The 16,579-nt window shown below is 49.8% G+C and carries 18 protein-coding genes; 13 read left to right on the top strand and 5 right to left on the bottom strand.

Annotated features, from left to right (window positions below; genetic code table 11):
- The first annotated feature begins 25 nt into the window (after positions 1 to 25).
- The 8 genes from Q8K39_RS03735 (at position 26) to dut (ending at position 8,287) form a co-directional block, all read left to right on the top strand.
- Entirely contained in the window at positions 26 to 1,174 is a 1,149-nt protein-coding gene (locus Q8K39_RS03735) for a methyltransferase (protein WP_305258349.1), read from the top strand.
- A 74-nt stretch (positions 1,175 to 1,248) separates the two neighbouring features.
- Entirely contained in the window at positions 1,249 to 1,464 is a 216-nt protein-coding gene (locus tag Q8K39_RS03730; protein WP_230413734.1) for a hypothetical protein, read from the top strand.
- A gap of 6 nt (positions 1,465 to 1,470) precedes the next feature.
- Positions 1,471 to 1,908: a hypothetical protein gene (locus Q8K39_RS03725; RefSeq protein ID WP_305258348.1), complete on the top strand. Its 438-nt coding sequence runs from the start codon at positions 1,471 to 1,473 to the stop codon at positions 1,906 to 1,908.
- 133 nt (positions 1,909 to 2,041) lie between these two features.
- Complete coding sequence (locus tag Q8K39_RS03720; RefSeq protein ID WP_305258347.1) at positions 2,042 to 3,019, top strand: bifunctional riboflavin kinase/FAD synthetase; 978 nt, start codon at positions 2,042 to 2,044, stop codon at positions 3,017 to 3,019.
- A 66-nt stretch (positions 3,020 to 3,085) separates the two neighbouring features.
- Positions 3,086 to 5,950, top strand: a complete 2,865-nt coding sequence (gene ileS, locus Q8K39_RS03715) for an isoleucine--tRNA ligase (protein ID WP_305258345.1) — start codon at positions 3,086 to 3,088, stop codon at positions 5,948 to 5,950.
- 65 nt (positions 5,951 to 6,015) lie between these two features.
- A complete protein-coding gene (lspA, locus tag Q8K39_RS03710; RefSeq protein ID WP_186954202.1) occupies positions 6,016 to 6,543 on the top strand; it encodes a signal peptidase II in 528 nt (175 codons plus the stop codon).
- Positions 6,544 to 6,561: 18 nt separating this feature from the next.
- Positions 6,562 to 7,767: a bifunctional phosphopantothenoylcysteine decarboxylase/phosphopantothenate--cysteine ligase CoaBC gene (gene coaBC, locus Q8K39_RS03705; RefSeq protein WP_305258401.1), complete on the top strand. Its 1,206-nt coding sequence runs from the start codon at positions 6,562 to 6,564 to the stop codon at positions 7,765 to 7,767.
- Between the two features lie 70 nt (positions 7,768 to 7,837).
- Positions 7,838 to 8,287 carry a dUTP diphosphatase gene (dut, locus tag Q8K39_RS03700; protein WP_305258344.1) on the top strand — a complete coding sequence of 150 codons (450 nt, stop codon included), beginning with the start codon at positions 7,838 to 7,840 and terminating at the stop codon, positions 8,285 to 8,287.
- Between the two features lie 2 nt (positions 8,288 to 8,289).
- Here the strand turns inward: dut and Q8K39_RS03695 are convergent, their stop codons facing one another.
- Complete coding sequence (locus Q8K39_RS03695; protein ID WP_305258343.1) at positions 8,290 to 8,712, bottom strand: hypothetical protein; 423 nt, start codon at positions 8,710 to 8,712, stop codon at positions 8,290 to 8,292.
- A 13-nt stretch (positions 8,713 to 8,725) separates the two neighbouring features.
- Positions 8,726 to 9,250 carry an NADPH-dependent FMN reductase gene (locus Q8K39_RS03690; protein WP_305258342.1) on the bottom strand — a complete coding sequence of 175 codons (525 nt, stop codon included), beginning with the start codon at positions 9,248 to 9,250 and terminating at the stop codon, positions 8,726 to 8,728.
- A 271-nt stretch (positions 9,251 to 9,521) separates the two neighbouring features.
- Here Q8K39_RS03690 and Q8K39_RS03685 point away from each other — a divergent pair, with 271 nt between their 5' ends.
- Together Q8K39_RS03685 and Q8K39_RS03680 are read left to right on the top strand one after the other, a co-directional pair.
- On the top strand, positions 9,522 to 10,391 hold the full coding sequence (locus Q8K39_RS03685) for a pirin family protein (protein WP_370868554.1): 870 nt from the start codon (positions 9,522 to 9,524) through the stop codon (positions 10,389 to 10,391).
- A 9-nt stretch (positions 10,392 to 10,400) separates the two neighbouring features.
- Positions 10,401 to 10,805 (top strand): OsmC family protein, encoded by a 405-nt coding sequence (locus Q8K39_RS03680; protein ID WP_305258340.1) that lies wholly within the window; start codon positions 10,401 to 10,403, stop codon positions 10,803 to 10,805.
- Positions 10,806 to 10,839: 34 nt separating this feature from the next.
- On the opposite strand, the gene Q8K39_RS03675 is transcribed toward Q8K39_RS03680, so the two are convergent.
- The 3 genes from Q8K39_RS03675 to clpS form a co-directional block, all read right to left on the bottom strand.
- On the bottom strand, positions 10,840 to 11,118 hold the full coding sequence (locus tag Q8K39_RS03675) for a hypothetical protein (protein WP_186954196.1): 279 nt from the start codon (positions 11,116 to 11,118) through the stop codon (positions 10,840 to 10,842).
- A 76-nt stretch (positions 11,119 to 11,194) separates the two neighbouring features.
- The gene (clpA, locus tag Q8K39_RS03670; protein WP_305258339.1) at positions 11,195 to 13,495 is read right to left on the bottom strand and encodes an ATP-dependent Clp protease ATP-binding subunit ClpA; all 2,301 of its coding nucleotides are present in this window, start codon (positions 13,493 to 13,495) and stop codon (positions 11,195 to 11,197) included.
- Positions 13,492 to 13,800: an ATP-dependent Clp protease adapter ClpS gene (clpS, locus tag Q8K39_RS03665; RefSeq protein ID WP_110257372.1), complete on the bottom strand. Its 309-nt coding sequence runs from the start codon at positions 13,798 to 13,800 to the stop codon at positions 13,492 to 13,494. The genes clpA and clpS overlap by 4 nt, the downstream gene beginning before the upstream one ends.
- Before the next feature lie 397 nt (positions 13,801 to 14,197).
- On the opposite strand from clpS, the gene Q8K39_RS03660 reads away from it, so the two are divergent.
- From Q8K39_RS03660 to Q8K39_RS03650, 3 genes are all read left to right on the top strand, one after another.
- Positions 14,198 to 14,401: a cold-shock protein gene (locus tag Q8K39_RS03660; RefSeq protein ID WP_162021162.1), complete on the top strand. Its 204-nt coding sequence runs from the start codon at positions 14,198 to 14,200 to the stop codon at positions 14,399 to 14,401.
- Positions 14,402 to 14,628: 227 nt separating this feature from the next.
- Positions 14,629 to 15,927, top strand: a complete 1,299-nt coding sequence (locus tag Q8K39_RS03655; RefSeq protein WP_370868549.1) for a cache domain-containing protein — start codon at positions 14,629 to 14,631, stop codon at positions 15,925 to 15,927.
- Complete coding sequence (locus Q8K39_RS03650) at positions 15,924 to 16,565, top strand: response regulator transcription factor (RefSeq protein ID WP_305258337.1); 642 nt, start codon at positions 15,924 to 15,926, stop codon at positions 16,563 to 16,565. The genes Q8K39_RS03655 and Q8K39_RS03650 overlap by 4 nt, the downstream gene beginning before the upstream one ends.
- Positions 16,566 to 16,579: the final 14 nt, after the last annotated feature.

The raw sequence follows: 16,579 nt of genomic DNA, 5'->3' as shown, positions 1-16,579 counted from the left end.
TGCTCTTACCACAAAAAAGAAAAATATGATCACCCCCAATCCCGCTCTGCAATTGCACTGGATAGAAAACGACGAAGCGCGCTCATGCCGCTGGCATTCCGAGAGTGGTGCACCGACACCCAAACGCGTGCAAATTGCCGATGACCGCATGAATGTGGAAACCGCCTATAAGCTGGCCTGCGAAGGCACCGCCCTGCTATGGCGTGGCGATTATCACAATGCAAAACAACTCTTGCAGGCGCTGGCTCGTCGCATTGATAAAAAGCCAGCCAAGGCCAGCAAGAAAGCCAAAGTACCAGAATCAGCAAAAGAAGCATTCAACCTGCACCGCCAGGCACAATCGCAAAGAGCACGTGTGCTGGCCATGGTCTTGGTCCCCTTTGAAGCTGACTACCGTATTACCCTGCGTCGTGCCCCAGATGTAACGCAAGCCTGCCGCGAAGTCTATGGCGAACCAAGCACTGCCTTTGTGGCCTCCCTGCGCGAATTGCTGGGCTTGATAGGTGCGCACGAATGGCGCAAGAATGGTGTTGAGATCGCTGCTCTTGGTGCAAAAATCCACCCCTACTATGGCGTGTTCTCCCCTGTACGCGGCGAATACATAGACTTGCTGGCAAAAGCACCACTGCCATCAACAACACTGGCTTTTGATATCGGTGTGGGTACTGGCGTGCTGTCAGCCTTGCTGGTGAAACGCGGCGTCAAAAAAATTGTGGCAACTGACCAAGACCTGCGCGCCCTCGCCTGCGCCCGTGAAAATGTGGACAGACTGGGTTTGTCCGACCAAATTGAATTATTGCAGGCAGATCTTTTTCCGCCTGGTCGTGCGCCGCTGATCGTATGTAACCCACCATGGTTGCCAGCACGCCCCAACTCACCTATAGAATATGCCGTGTATGATCCCGACAGCCGCATGTTGCGCGGATTTCTGGCTGGCGTGGCAGATCACCTCGAACCTCAAGGCGAAGCGTGGCTGGTCATGTCAGATTTTGCCGAACACCTGGGCCTGCGCACTGCGGCTGAATTACAAGGCTGGATAGAGGCTGGTGGGCTGACGGTAGCTGGCAAGGTGGATATCAAACCGCGCCATCCAAAATCTACGGATGAAAACGATCCCTTGCATGCGGCCCGCGTCAAAGAAGTTACTTCATTGTGGCGTTTAAAATTAAAATAGCATCTGTATAGGTGACCAGCGTCTATCAAAATTCTGGTCACTTGAATTGAATAACTGTTTAGAAAATTAGCATCATGATCAACAAACCCGCCCGCATACTGACCTTTAAATGCAAAAACTGCAGCAAATCTGTTCAGGTTTTCCTGCAAAAAGTCTCTGCCTGCTCGCACATTCAGCCTTATCAAGGTATTTGCAGCTGCGGCGAAATCATGAAACATGCGACTGGCAACAAGGAAGCAGTTCAATCCTATCTCAGCTCCAATGATGTCTTGTGGTCGCACCATCATTAATTTGATGTGAAAATGACCGTCCGATATCTGTGCATAAATCCGAACGCTGATCTGCCAAAACTGGCACCGTCACCTCCGTTTAAAGTGATCGTCCTTGCAGATCATGCAGTAACACCAGAATGGCAGGATAAGGTAAGCAATCACCTCGTCGATGCAGGTTGTTTGTACATGATGGCCTGGGGTGTTGATTGCAGCGCTTGGGATGACGCCTTAGATTGGGCAAATATCATGAAATTTATTGGTGAAGAAATTCCAGAAGATAAATTCTTGATAACTACCTGGCACGATGATGAAACTGTCGATGAAGTCTTATATTTTTGTAAATTTATAGCAAAACACCCAACAGTTGACTTGAATAGTGTCTTGATTTTTCATATTTCACAACAAGATGTATCTGAAGACCTGCTTGCCAGATATGAGACGCTTAGCTCGGAAGCCGGCTAACGCACATAAAATGGTAATTCAAGCTAACTCCAGACATTTTAGATTGCAATATGTGCATTAAATTGCCTTTTCTGATTAATAGCCCGCTGAAACGATTTATAATCTAAGGCTTTGCAGCAGTTTTCTGGAAACAATGAAGGTATTTCGCGGACTTCCAAATGCAGCCTCCCGTGCACCCTGTGCGCTGGCGATAGGCAATTTTGACGGTGTACATCTGGGCCATCAGACTTTGCTTGCCCGTTTGCGGGATGCAGCTACACGTCTGGACATAGAAGCTGCAGTAATGACATTTGAACCACATCCGCGTGCATTTTTTGCGCAAATGATGGGTGACTTGTCGAAAGCACCTACCCGCATTGCCAATTTGCGCGACAACATGGCGTCGCTAAAGGCTGCTGGTGTTGACCGGGTGATCGTTGAGCATTTCAATGCCCAGTTTGCCGCTTTGTCGCCACAAGATTTCATCGAAAAAGTGCTGGTTGATGGCCTGCATGTGAAATGGGTCATGGTCGGTGAAGATTTTCGCTTTGGTGCCAAACGTGCCGGAGACATCTCCAACCTGACAGAAGCAGGACAGCGCTTTGGCTTTACGGTAGAAACCCTGCCTTCAGTGCAAAACAAGGGCGTGCGTATTTCATCATCTGCCGTGCGCCTGGCATTGGCAAATGGTCATTTTGATGACGCAGAAGCCTTGCTCGGCCACCCTTACCGTATTTCCGGTCATGTAGTACATGGCCAGAAGCTGGGACGCACGATAGGTTTTCCTACACTGAACCTGCGCATTGCGCATCACCGCCCTGCCCTGAATGGCATCTTCATCGTCCAAGTACATGGCCTGGCAGAGCAGCCTTTGCCAGCCGTTGCCAGTCTGGGTGTGCGCCCTACGGTTGATGACAGCGGCCGCGTGCTGCTGGAAACCCATGTATTTGATTACAGCGGCCATGCTTACGGTAAAGTCGTGCAGATAGAGTTCCTGAAGAAGCTGCGCGACGAAGAAAAATACATAGACTTGCCAACCCTGACCGCAGCCATCAACAAGGATGCTGAACAGGCTCGTGCTTATTTCGCCGACAGCCACCGTCCGGCTCGCTCTGCCACTGACCGAATTTGAAGCTCACACTTTGTTTGTTGTGATTGCTTGTGACCTCATCCCGATTTTAAAAATAGAAAACCCATTATGTCTGAAAACAAAGCGGCAAAAACGGCCAGTAAATACCCGGTCAACATGACCGAAACCACCTTCCCTATGCGCGGCGATCTGGCCAAGCGTGAACCCAAGTGGATCAAGGAATGGCAAGACAAGAAAATCTATGAGCGCGTGCGCAAGGCATCCGCCGGTCGCCCGAAATTCATCCTGCATGACGGCCCACCGTATGCGAATGGTGATATCCATATCGGTCACGCTGTCAACAAAGTACTGAAAGACATGATCATCAAGGCCCGCACCATGGCTGGCTTTGACGCACCGTATGTACCAGGCTGGGATTGCCACGGCATGCCTATCGAAATCCAGGTTGAAAAACTGTTTGGCAAAAACCTGCCAGTGGCCGAAGTGCATGCCAAGGCACGCGTGTATGCGAATGAACAGATAGAAAAACAAAAGGCTGACTTCATCCGTTTGGGTGTTCTGGGTGAATGGGATAATCCCTACAAGACCATGGCCTTTGGCAATGAGGCCGAAGAATTGCGCGCGCTCGGCAAACTACTGGAAAAAGGTTATGTCTATCGCGGCCTGAAGCCTGTGAACTGGTGTTTTGACTGCGGCTCGGCCCTGGCGGAAGCTGAAGTCGAATACGAAAACAAACGTGATCCTTCCATCGACGTTGGCTTCCCGTTTGCTGAACATGACAAACTGGCCGCTGCATTCAAGCTGGACAAGCTGCCGCTTGATAAAGGCTATTGCGTCATCTGGACCACAACGCCATGGACCATCCCGTCCAACCAGGCGCTGAACATGCACCCGGAAATCACTTACGCACTGGTCAAGACCCAGCGCGAAGGTGAAGACATCCTGCTAATCCTGGCAAAGGACCTGGTTGACGCCAGCCTGACCAATTATGGTTTGACCGGTGAAGTCATCGCTACTTGCCTGGGTGCTGATTTATCTGAAATCAAATTCAAACATCCCCTGTCAACACTGGATGCGGGCTATGACCGCTTTTCTCCAGTTTATCTGGGTGAATATGTCAGTACAGAAACCGGTACTGGCGTGGTCCACTCTGCGCCAGCCTACGGTATCGAAGATTTCCAGTCATGCAAGGCGCATGGCATGAAGGATGATGAGATCATCGCCCCAGTGATGGGTGACGGCAAATTTGCATCCAGCCTGCCATTTTTTGCCGGCATGACCATCTGGGAAGCATCCAAGCCTATCTGCGACAAGCTGCGCGAAGCGGGTACCCTGTTCTCGTTCAAGATGTTTGAGCATAGTTATATGCATTGCTGGCGTCATAAGACGCCCATCATCTATCGCGCCACGTCACAATGGTTTGCCAGCATGGACAATACCCCGAAAGCGGGTGGTGACAACTTGCGCCAGACAGCATTGAAAGCCATCGATGACACTGCCTTCTTCCCGGCATGGGGCAAGGCGCGTTTGCATGGCATGATCGCTAACCGTCCTGACTGGACTTTGTCGCGTCAGCGTCAATGGGGCGTGCCTATGGCTTTCTTCCTGCATAAGGAGACTGGTCAATTGCATCCGCGCACACCAGAATTGCTGGAACAAATCGCCCTGCGCATAGAAAAAGAAGGCATAGAAGCCTGGCAAAAAATCGAAGTTGCTGATTTACTTGGTGATGAAGCTGCCATGTATGTCAAAAACCGCGATACGCTGGACGTATGGTTTGATTCTGGAACGACGCATCAAACTGTCCTACGTTATTCGCACAAAGAGCAATCCGCCTTTCCTGCCGACCTCTATCTGGAGGGCTCGGACCAACATCGTGGCTGGTTCCACTCATCACTGCTCACATCCAGCATGCTCAATGGTTGTGCGCCATATAAAGCCTTGCTCACGCATGGTTTTGTGGTCGATGGCAACGGTGAAAAAATGTCTAAATCCAAGGGCAATGTAGTAGCTCCTCAAAAGGTATTCGACACACTTGGCGCTGACATCCTGCGTCTGTGGGTTGCCTCGTCCGATTATTCGGGTGAGGTGTCCATCTCTGACGAAATCCTGAAACGTGTGACGGAAGCCTATCGCCGTATCCGCAACACCTTGCGCTTCTTGCTGGCCAACACTTCTGATTTTGATGCGGCAAAAGATGCTGTTGCGATCAATGAACTGCTGGAAATAGACCGCTATGCCATCGCCAACATGGCGGCATTGCAAAAAGATATCCTGGCACATTTTGATGGGTTTGAATTCCATCCTGTGGTCAGCAAATTGCAGTCATTCTGTTCAGAGGATCTGGGTGGTTTCTACCTCGACATCCTGAAAGACCGCCTGTACACCAGCGGCACGACTTCGCATGCGCGCCGTTCTGCGCAAACTGCAATCTGGCATATCACGCAATCCTTGTTGCGCCTGATGGCACCAATGTTGTCTTTCACTGCAGAAGAAGCCTGGCAATTCTTTGCCGCTGCTGATGCGTACAAAGACAGCGACGAAACCATCTTCACGCAAACTTATTACAGCTTGCCAGAGATCGCTGATGCAGAAGCCTTGCTGGCAAAGTATGCAGCGCTGCGTGCAGTGCGTACAGATGTTACCAAGCGACTCGAAGAAGTACGCGTTGCCGGTGGCATAGGTTCATCCTTGCAGGCAGAAGTGACCATCAAAGCCAGCGGCAGCAAATTTGATGTCCTGAACAGCTTTGCCGAGGACTTGAAATTCACCCTGATCACCTCAGCAGCAGGTGTGGAACAGGTAAATAGTGAAGCGGAAGAAACCGTGGTCGTTACCCCATCCAAATATGAAAAGTGCGAGCGTTGCTGGCATTACCGTGCGGATGTAGGTAGCAATCCAGAGCACCCTGGACTGTGTGGCCGTTGTGTCAGCAATCTGTTCGGTGCTGGCGAAGCACGCCGCTTTGCCTGATTTTAAATCTGGTGAGGCTCTACCCTGAGCCTCACTCATTGCATCTCAATAACACTTCACCATCCATGGCAACCAAAAAACGTAGCAATGCCTCTGGCAGCTCTTCTGGTTCTTCTGCTTCCAGCTCAGCTCTGGTACTTTGGCTGGGCTTTGCCGCCATCGTTATTTTGCTGGACCAAGTGAGCAAAATCACCGTCAGCAAGGCTTTTTCCTATGCCGAAACGCTTAGTATCACTTCTTTTTTCAACCTGACCCTGGTGTACAACAAGGGTGCGGCTTTCAGTTTCCTGGCAGCAGAATCAGGTTGGCAGCGATATTTCTTCACAGCCATTGGTCTGATTGCAGCGGCTTATATCACTTATCTGTTAGTACGCCACGCGGGTCAAAAGCTGTTTTGTACTGCCTTGTCTCTGATCATGGGCGGTGCTCTCGGCAATGTTATCGACCGGGTGATGTATGGTCATGTCATCGATTTTCTTGATTTTCATTACAAGGAAATTTATCACTTCCCGGCCTTCAACATCGCTGACAGCGCCATTTGTCTGGGTGCGGCATTATTCATCCTGGATGAATTGCGTCGAGTCAAAAAATAAAGGAATAGCACCATGAGTCTGCGACTGGCTGGTAAAAAGATCGTTCTGGGCCTGACCGGTGGCGTAGCCTGCTACAAGATTGCAGAACTGACACGGGCATTGGGCAAGGCTGGTGCCAATGTGCAGGTGGTGATGACAGAATCTGCCACCCACTTTATTACACCTGTAACCATGCAGGCCCTGTCTGGCAATACGGTATACACCGACCAGTGGGATGCGCGCATACATAATAATATGCCGCACATAGACCTAACACGGGATGCCGATGCCATCGTGATTGCACCCTGTAGCACAGACTTTATTTTCAAACTGGCACATGGTGCCTGCAACGACTTGCTCTCTACCCTGTGCATCGCCCGCCCTGCCAACCTACCGTTGCTGATAGCGCCAGCCATGAATGTGGAAATGTGGCAAAACCCAGCAACCCAGCGCAATGTGCAACAAATTCTGGCCGACGGCATACAGCTCATGGGGCCTGCTGCTGGTGACCAGGCTTGTGGCGAAACCGGCATGGGCCGCATGCTGGAACCGGATCAATTGCTCGCAGAAATCATAGCAGCATTCCATGCAAAAACACTGGCAGGCAAGCACGTATTGATCACCGCTGGCCCCACCTTTGAACCGATAGACCCGGTGCGCGGCATCACCAATCTGTCGTCCGGCAAGATGGGCTACGCAATTGCCCAGGCCGCCTGGGAAGCAGGTGCCATTGTCACACTGGTGTCTGGTCCGACCGCACTCGAAGCACCTTATGGCGTACGTCGTATCCACGTGCAGACTGCCCAGCAAATGCATGATGCCGTAATGGCGCAATTGAAACAGCAAAAACAGGAAGTATTTGTTGCCGTGGCAGCCGTCGCTGACTGGCGCGTCGCCAATGCCAGCGAGCAGAAGCTAAAGAAAACTGGCGACAATGATATGCCGCAATTGCAATTTGCACAAAACCCTGACATTCTGGCGGCCGTAGCAGCCATGCCGAATCCACCTTACTGCGTAGGCTTTGCTGCCGAGTCAGAAAATCTTTTGCAATATGGTTCTGCCAAGCGCCAAAAGAAAAATGTCCCGTTGCTGGTTGGCAATATCGGTCATAACACCTTTGGCAAGGATGATAATGAGCTGGTGCTGTTTGACGTACATGGTCACACTATTCTGCCACGCGCCGACAAGCAAACCCTGGCCCTGCAACTGGTCGCTGAAATCGCCCTGCGCACCAGCCTGATGTAAATCTTCCATTCAGTTCAAAGAGCCTGGTCTCTTTGAGCATTATTTATTTGTTCATTTTTTGCACAATACGATGAAAAACATAGACCTCAAAATCCTCGACAGCCGCATGAAGGACTTCCTGCCATCGTATGGTACACCCGGCAGTGCTGGCCTCGACCTGCGCGCTTGCATAGACGCAGCCATTACCATACAACCCGGCCAGACAGTCCTGATCCCTACCGGCCTGGCGATCCACATCGCTGACCCTGGCTATGCTGCCATGATCTTGCCACGTAGTGGCATGGGCCATAAAAACGGCATCGTCCTCGGTAACCTCGTTGGCCTGATTGACTCTGACTACCAGGGCCAACTGATGGTATCAACCTGGAACCGCAGCCAGGCAGAATTCACTCTCCAGTCCATGGAAAGACTGGCGCAACTGATCATCGTGCCTGTGCTGCAAGTTGGCTTTAATATCGTCGACGAGTTTGGACAGAGTGAGCGTGGTGAAGGTGGGTTTGGGAGCACAGGCAAACATTAAATTTATCTCTTGCTGGCCAATTTTTTGTTCAACCCCAGCACGCTAAGTAATAACAGTGCCAGCAACACGAATAGTGTCAGCAAGAAAACGGAAAACAGAAAAAATGCATGGTATGTCGGAGCATGCATCATCGTTATGGCAATGAGTAAGCTAACGATGATGTCTATCGTCAGGCAAACCAACAATTTCCAGACCCGCTCCCATAAATTCGAGCTTAGTGCCCATGCAAACATCATATAGAGCACAGCCAGGATTAGTAATTCAAGCAGCACTGACCAGACAGGATATGATTGCACCTCAATGATTTTTCGCACATGAATCATATACCCGTCCGGCAGCGTGCCCGCCCATATTAGCAATGCCGCCATCACTGCATAGATGGCGGCAATTATTTTCCTAGTATGGCGGTAAACCTGCTCAAACATGCACAGGAATCAATCAGGCAAGGCTGGCCAACGCTGCTAGCAATTTAGCTTTCAATTCCTCGTTCTTCAATTCCTGCTTTTCCACATCAAAATTTTCATAAAAGGTCGGCACTGACAAACTGGCCTTCACTTCTCCGCCAAAGAAGGGCGCTGATCCCGTAGCAGCAGCCAGCACGCTGGCACCACCACGTGCACCAGGAGACGTCGACAGCATGACCATGGGTTTTCCCTGGAAAACCTTGCCATTGACGCGTGAGCACCAGTCAAACAGGTTTTTGTAAGCAGCGCTGTACGAACCATTGTGTTCAGCAAAGGAAATCACGATGGCATCGCTGGCCGCAATTTTGTCCAGAAAAGCCTGAGCCAGCGCAGGTTTTCCCAATTCGGCTTCTTTATCCACACTGAACAATGGCAGTTCATAATCATTCAAATCCAGCACGTCTACAGTAGCGTCTGTAAGCAGGTTCGCAGCATAAGTCACGAGTTGCTTGTTGATGGATTTTTTGCTGGTACTTGCAGCGAAAGCGAGTAATTTCATCGTAATGTCCTTAATTCAAAAATTCAGATTCAGATTCAGATTTTGTACTAACAATCTCTTGGCGGCATTGTAAATCAAAATCCTTGTCATTCCTGGCAACAAGACTCATATGGGCAGAGCAAAACCTGAATCATTAATCTGGATTAAAATATTGACCAGACTGCATCACCAAAATAGCGATGCCGAACAATCACGCAGAAGCAAAAATGCGAGACATTCTGAATCCTTTCAGAAGTCATGCAAACTCTGCAAAAATCTTCATAGAAAGACCATCATGAGCCTTATCAGCCTGACCATACCCTCCCGCATGAAGGATCTGGGCGGTTTTACCGTAGGCCGAATTTTGCCGTTTGCCAAACGCCATCTGGTCGGCCCCTTTATCTTTCTGGACCATATGGGACCAGCGCATTTCACAGCCGGACAAGGCATGGATGTCAGGCCACACCCGCACATAGGCCTGGCTACCGTTACCTATCTGTTTGAAGGCGGCATGCTCCATCGAGATAGCTTGGGCACCGAACAGGAAATACTTGCGGGTGATGTCAACTGGATGACTGCAGGTCGTGGCATCACCCATTCGGAGCGCAATAGCGATGCTCAACGCTCCCAGACTCGCACGGTGCATGGTTTGCAAAGTTGGGTAGCCCTGCCCAAAGAGTTTGAAGAAGTAGAGCCGGAATTTCACCATCACCCAGCAAAAAACCTGCCCGTATTTGAAATTGGCGGGGTAGCACTCAAGCTAATCGCAGGCACGGCCTATGGACATACGGCGCCAGTCAAAATCTTTAGCCCACTTTTTTATGTCGAGGCAAAAATGCCAGCCGGTACGCAATTGCAAGTACCTGCCGAATATGCAGAGCGCGCTTTATACCTTATTTCAGGCGAAGTACGCGTAGACGAAGAAGTTGTGCAGGAACGCACCATGCCAGTCTTTGCAGAGGACGCTGATGTAATGATTACTGCAACCAGTGACGCCCATCTGGTGTTGCTGGGCGGTGCAAACCTACCAGAGCAACGCTATATTTTTTGGAATTTTGTATCCACTTCAGAAGCCCGCATAGAGCAGGCAAAAGTTGACTGGAAGGCTGGACGCTTTGCCAAGGTCAACGGCGACGATGAATTCATCCCATTACCCGAATAGGAAAACACAATGTCAGATCAAACCATCTCCGCTCATGTCGTCGAAACTGGCGAAAACACTTATGCCGTTGACATCAATGTCTCCGGCCATACGATCAAAGGTGACGAGCCACTAGATGCCGGTGGCGGCAATCTTGGCCCCGCCCCTTTTGATTTATTAACAGCAGCACTAGGGGAATGCACAGCCATGACAGTGCGCTGGTATGCCAAGCAGCATGAATGGCCGCTAGACAAGGTTGAAGTCAAATTGACGCATCACAAAGAGGGTACCCAAGACATATTCAAGAAACAAGTTATCCTGCATGGAGCAGACTTGACTGAAGAGCAACGAGCCAGACTCATTGCCATCGCAGCAAAATGCCCGGTGCACAAAACCATCACCAGCTCGCCCATCATAGAAACCAGCGCGGGCTAACAGACAAAAGCCCGGACAGTATCCGGGCTTTTTGCTATTTCTTCATTTTGCGGCTGCGTCCTGCTGATTCACGCAAGATAGTGTAGCTCCAGTCATCGCTATGCGAACCGGCACCCGTAGTCACAGAGACGCGAAACATATCGCCATCCCCTTTCATACGCTTGCCTGAGGCAACATGCTTTTTGCTGACATCGCTACGTTCGTAGACATCAACCTCAACTTCATTTCCTTCCAGGGCGGCCTGGGATAAAACTGCGTCTATGGTCTTGGTTGTATATTCAAGTACATATGTGGGAAGTGTAAGGCCTGCCATACTTGTCTCCATCACGCAAAAAACATACGTCCATTAAAGAAAAACCCCGGCCTGAGCCGGGGCAGACAAGGGTGGATTAATCTACTTCGACCACCTCTTGTGATGCCTCTGGTGGGCTGGCATCGCCTTCAGAAAATTCCAGTTTGACCTGGTCTTTATCATCAAGGTCAACGATGACACGTCCGCCTGTTACCAGCTTACCGAATAAGAGCTCATCCGCCAAGGCTTTACGTATCATATCCTGTATCAAGCGCGCCATAGGACGGGCGCCCATCAATGGATCAAATCCTTTTTTACCAAGGAACTTGCGTAAATTATCAGTGAAAGTTGCTTCGACTTTTTTCTCGTGCAATTGCTCTTCAAGCTGCATGAGGAATTTGTCAACCACACGCAAGATGATCTCTTCGTCGAGTGCACGGAAGCTGATAATGGCATCCAGACGGTTACGGAATTCAGGCGTAAACATCCGTTTGATATCGGCCATTTCATCGCCAGCTTCTTTGCTGTCGTTGAAACCGATAGAACGTTTTTGCAAACTTTCAGCGCCCGCATTGGTCGTCATAATAATAATCACATTGCGGAAATCTGCCTTGCGTCCGTTGTTATCTGTTAACGTGCCATGATCCATCACCTGCAACAAGATGTTAAAAACATCAGGATGGGCTTTTTCTATCTCATCCAGCAACAACACGGCATGCGGTTTTTTGGTGATGGCTTCAGTCATCAAACCACCCTGATCAAAGCCGACATAACCCGGCGGCGCGCCGATCAGACGGCTGACAGCATGACGCTCCATGTATTCCGACATGTCGAAGCGTATCAGCTCTATACCCAGGGTGAAGGCCAATTGCTTGGCGACCTCGGTTTTACCAACACCAGTAGGACCAGAGAACAGGAAGGAGCCGATAGGCTTGTCAGTCTTGCCCAGGCCAGCACGGGCCATCTTGATAGATGATGCCAATGCTTCAATTGCAGGCTCCTGACCAAAAACCACATTCTTCAAGTCGCGCTCTATGGTTTGCAGCTTGCTCCGGTCATCCTGATTAACAGTCTGCGGCGGAATACGGGCGATTTTCGAGATGATGTCTTCGATATCAGCCTTGCCTATGGTTTTCTTTTGCTTGGACTTCGGCAAAATACGCTGGGCAGCACCCGCCTCGTCAATCACATCGATTGCCTTGTCAGGCAAATGGCGGTCATTGATGAAACGTGCAGACAGCTCTGCCGCTGTCGTCAGTGCAGATGCTGAATACTTGACGTTGTGATGTTCTTCAAACTTGGATTTCAAGCCGCGCAAAATTTGCACAGTTTGCTCAACCGTTGGTTCGTTGACATCGATCTTCTGGAAGCGACGCGCCAGGGCATGGTCTTTTTCAAAGACACCACGATATTCAGTGTAAGTGGTCGCACCTATGCACTTCAGTTGTCCACTGGACAAGGCTGGCTTCAAGAGATTGGACGCATCGAGCGTTCCGCCTGATGCTGAACCAGCACCAATGATGGTATGAATTTCATCAATGAACAAGATACCGTTAGGTGTGTCTTTTAACTGCTTGAGCACGCCCTTGAGACGCAACTCAAAGTCGCCACGGTATTTGGTACCTGCCAGCAAAGCACCCATGTCCAGAGAATAGACCACGGCATTATTCAAAATATCTGGGACATCACTTTGTGTGATACGCCATGCCAGTCCCTCAGCTATAGCTGTTTTACCAACGCCAGCCTCACCCACCAGCAAGGGATTGTTTTTGCGGCGACGGCACAGAATCTGAATCACGCGTTCAACTTCATTGTCGCGACCGATCAGCGGGTCTATCTTGCCTTCCGCAGCGGCCTTGTTCAGATTTTGGGTGAACTGGTCAAGCGGATTTTCCTTGGCTTGTGCTTCTACCTGGTTTTCTTCCGTGCCTTCAGGTGATTTTTGCGGCTCGTTGTGGCTGTCTTTACGCACACCGTGCGAAATGAAGTTCACCACGTCGAGGCGTGTTACACCCTGCTGATGTAAATAATACACAGCATGCGAATCCTTTTCACCGAAGATAGCGACCAGCACATTTGCGCCAGTGACTTCTTTTTTGCCATTCGATGCCGATTGAACGTGCATGATGGCGCGCTGTATCACCCGCTGGAAGCCAAGGGTAGGCTGGGTATCAACCTCATTGGTGCCAGGCACGGTGGGGGTATTGTCAGTAATAAAATTACCCAGGGTTTTGCGCAAATCCTCAATATTGACCGCGCAGGCCCTGAGGACCTCCGCAGCAGAAGGGTTATCCAGCAAGGCGAGCAAAAGGTGCTCTACCGTGATGAATTCATAACGAGCCTGCCTGGCCTCCACAAAGGCCATATGCAGACTAACTTCCAGTTCTTGCGCAATCATACTTCCTCCATCACACATTGCAGGGGGTGTCCTGCCTTACGAGCGTGCGTCAAAACGAGTTCCACTTTGGTCAGCGCAATATCCTTGGAATAGACGCCACATATCCCTTTGCCATCCCGGTGCACCTTGAGCATGATCTGCATTGCAGTCTCACGATCCTTATTAAAATATTCCTGAACGATCGCCACCACAAACTCCATAGGAGTGTAGTCGTCGTTGAGTAAAATTACCTGATACATGGAAGGCGGTTTTAACTTCTGCGCCTGACGTTCCAGTATCGTACCGTTTTCTTGCTTGTTTCCCATACGTATATTCTAGTACGTTGATTCATTTCAGAGACAAATAATAAGCGAATAAAAACGGCTTAATTCTCTCCCAGGTCAATGTTACGCGCTTTCTGCTTTATTCGCAGATGGTGATCAATTCCTTTAGATCAAGTTTCAATAGCAAAACTATTTCTTCACATCAAATATCGCTGTATTTTCTTGTCATTAAGTAAAAATACAACAGTACTGCAAAACTACTTCATTTGTAACCAGAAGTTTCTTGACTTTAGCTTTTTTTCCGCCAAGAATGATATTTATTGACAAATAAAGTATTAAATCGTCAATATGAAGTGAGCAGGTCAAGGGGGAGGTAGCATAGTGCTAGGTTTCTTGCTTTTACGGCTCGTGTGATTAGTTTCTATTTGAAAGATGCATTATGGCAACAGGTACCGTCAAGTGGTTCAATGATTCCAAAGGTTTCGGCTTTATCACTCCGGATGACGGCGGTGAGGATTTGTTCGCCCACTTTTCCGCAATCCAGATGAACGGCTTCAAGACCCTGAAAGAAGGTCAAAAAGTAACGTTCGAAGTCACGCAAGGCCCTAAAGGCAAGCAAGCTTCCAACATTCAAAACCCTTAATCTTTGATTCTTCTTTGATTTTTGGTTTTTTAAAGAACCCCGCAACTGCGGGGTTTTTTTTGTGCTTTTGATCCTTGCACATCAAATTTCCACTTCGCTTATACCGGCATCAAGACTACAGTAGATGCCTGGTCAAAACGCAGGTTTACTTTTTCTCAATGAAGCTCAGGCAAAAAATCATATTCCTGGCAGTTGCCCCACTGCTGTTGGCGTTTTCCGGTATTGCGATGGCAGTATTTTACCAAGCCACGTTTTTGGCAAAACAACAAAGAAGCACCATAGAGCAAGCCTATCTGTCCAGTAAAGAAGCCGAACTCAAGCACTATGTCACGCTGGGCACGGCAGCGATAGCCCATCTCTACAACAGCAAGCAACAAAACCCCAATACGCAAGAAGAAGCAAAAAAAATATTGGCGGCCCTGGATTTCGGCGACGATGGCTATTTTTACATCTATAACATGGAGGGCAAGAACCTCATGCATCCACGCCGCCCCGACCTGGTCGGCAAGGATTTATGGAATATGACTGACCACGAAGGCAGCCTGACCATACAAAATCTGCTCAACAAAGCCAAGGCCGGCGGTGGTGCCATCCGTTATATGTGGGAAAAACCCTCGATGCACAAGGTCATGCCCAAGCTTGGCTATGTCGTCAAACTGGAACAATGGGGCTGGATGCTGGGTACAGGCATTTATCTCGACGACGTTGATGACGCCCTCAATAAAATTGACATACAAGTGGCAAAAAACATACAAAGCACCATGTCATGGATTGCAGGCATCGCGATTATCAGTGCCCTGCTGATCGCCCTGTCAGGTCTGGCCCTGAATATCAGTGAATCAAGGCTGGCTGAAGCCAAATTGAAAGTATTGGCCCAGAGCGTGGTCAGCTCGCAGGAAGATGAGCGCGCGCGCCTGTCGCGCGACCTGCACGATGGCCTTAGCCAGTTATTGGTGTCGGTCAAGCTGCAGATAGAGTCAGGACAAGTCAAACTTTATCAGGCCGGAGCAGGCCCAGAGGCTGCAAAACTGTCATTCGCCCGTGCCACCGACCAACTCAACGAAGCGCTCAGCGAAGTCAGACGCATCTCACACAATCTGCGCCCTGCCCTGCTGGACGACCTGGGTCTGGTGGCAGCTTTTGAACATCTGGCCGATGAATTTGAACATGCCAGCGGCTTGCCAGTTAGCTTTGATGCAGCCGGCGACTTTCAGTCACTGGATGAAATCAGTAATACTGTCCTATTCAGGGTTGCGCAAGAAGCCTTGACGAATATACACAAGCACGCCGAGCAAGTCAGACATGTTAATTTGCAACTACTCAGCGATGCAGAAGGAATCAAACTGATCATCGCCGATGATGGGCGCGGTTTTGATATCAAGGGGGTAGCAAACCACCCGCACAGAGGTATAGGCTTGAGCAATATGCGTGAACGTCTGGCTGCGATTAATGGCCGTTTAGAATTACAATCCAGTACCAATGGCACAACTGTGACCGCAAGCTTATCGAATGGAGAAACAAAATGACCGAGAACATACCGGTCCGGCCAGCAGCACAAGTACATCTATTGCTGGTTGATGATCATCCCCTGGTCAGGGACGGGCTCAGGGCAAGGCTGGAAACCATCGCCAGCATCACCATAGCTGGCGAGGCAGGTACGGCTGAGGATGCCCTGCTGATCGCTGCCAGCAAGCCTGTCAACCTCATCCTGATGGATATCAACCTTGGCACAGGCAATGGCATCAGCCTGACGGCGCGGTTCAAGGCAGAATATCCGCATATTGCGGTCATCATGCTGTCCATGCACGAGAAGACAGAATACGTCAATCAATCCATGCAAGCGGGAGCGCGCGCTTACGTGCTCAAGGATGCGCCGGCGGTAGAAATCATCGAGGCGATCGATACTGTCATGGCTGGCGGCACCTATTTCAGCTCGGGCCTGAAGAAGCAATCAGCAAATAGTGATAGCAGCCAGACGCTGACACAAAGAGAAAAATCCATACTGACTTGCATCGCCACAGGAAAATCCAACAAGCATATTGCAAGAGATCTTGGCCTCAGTGTCAGGACGGTCGAAACCCACAGGCTCAATATCAAGCGCAAACTGAATATTGAAGGTCAGGCGGATTTGATACGCTATGCTTTGAATAATGTGATTGTTTGACTTAGCAGACAGCA

This window comes from Undibacterium sp. (assembly GCF_030683615.1).
Taxonomy (GTDB): Bacteria; Pseudomonadota; Gammaproteobacteria; order Burkholderiales; family Burkholderiaceae_D; genus Undibacterium; species Undibacterium umbellatum.
This window is presented reverse-complemented; position numbering and strand designations above follow the sequence as displayed.

Excerpts from the sequence above, each read along its gene's own strand:
- Q8K39_RS03735 (WP_305258349.1), top strand. The coding sequence starts at position 26 with ATGATCACCCCCAATCCCGCTCTGCAATTGCACTGGATAGAAAACGAC.
- Q8K39_RS03730 (WP_230413734.1), top strand. The coding sequence starts at position 1,249 with ATGATCAACAAACCCGCCCGCATACTGACCTTTAAATGCAAAAACTGC.
- Q8K39_RS03720 (WP_305258347.1), top strand. The coding sequence starts at position 2,042 with ATGAAGGTATTTCGCGGACTTCCAAATGCAGCCTCCCGTGCACCCTGT.
- ileS (WP_305258345.1), top strand. The coding sequence starts at position 3,086 with ATGTCTGAAAACAAAGCGGCAAAAACGGCCAGTAAATACCCGGTCAAC.
- lspA (WP_186954202.1), top strand. The coding sequence starts at position 6,016 with ATGGCAACCAAAAAACGTAGCAATGCCTCTGGCAGCTCTTCTGGTTCT.
- dut (WP_305258344.1), top strand. The coding sequence starts at position 7,838 with ATGAAAAACATAGACCTCAAAATCCTCGACAGCCGCATGAAGGACTTC.
- Q8K39_RS03695 (WP_305258343.1), bottom strand. The coding sequence starts at position 8,712 with ATGTTTGAGCAGGTTTACCGCCATACTAGGAAAATAATTGCCGCCATC.
- Q8K39_RS03690 (WP_305258342.1), bottom strand. The coding sequence starts at position 9,250 with ATGAAATTACTCGCTTTCGCTGCAAGTACCAGCAAAAAATCCATCAAC.
- Q8K39_RS03680 (WP_305258340.1), top strand. The coding sequence starts at position 10,401 with ATGTCAGATCAAACCATCTCCGCTCATGTCGTCGAAACTGGCGAAAAC.
- Q8K39_RS03675 (WP_186954196.1), bottom strand. The coding sequence starts at position 11,118 with ATGGCAGGCCTTACACTTCCCACATATGTACTTGAATATACAACCAAG.
- clpA (WP_305258339.1), bottom strand. The coding sequence starts at position 13,495 with ATGATTGCGCAAGAACTGGAAGTTAGTCTGCATATGGCCTTTGTGGAG.
- clpS (WP_110257372.1), bottom strand. The coding sequence starts at position 13,800 with ATGGGAAACAAGCAAGAAAACGGTACGATACTGGAACGTCAGGCGCAG.
- Q8K39_RS03660 (WP_162021162.1), top strand. The coding sequence starts at position 14,198 with ATGGCAACAGGTACCGTCAAGTGGTTCAATGATTCCAAAGGTTTCGGC.
- Q8K39_RS03655 (WP_370868549.1), top strand. The coding sequence starts at position 14,629 with ATGGCAGTATTTTACCAAGCCACGTTTTTGGCAAAACAACAAAGAAGC.
- Q8K39_RS03650 (WP_305258337.1), top strand. The coding sequence starts at position 15,924 with ATGACCGAGAACATACCGGTCCGGCCAGCAGCACAAGTACATCTATTG.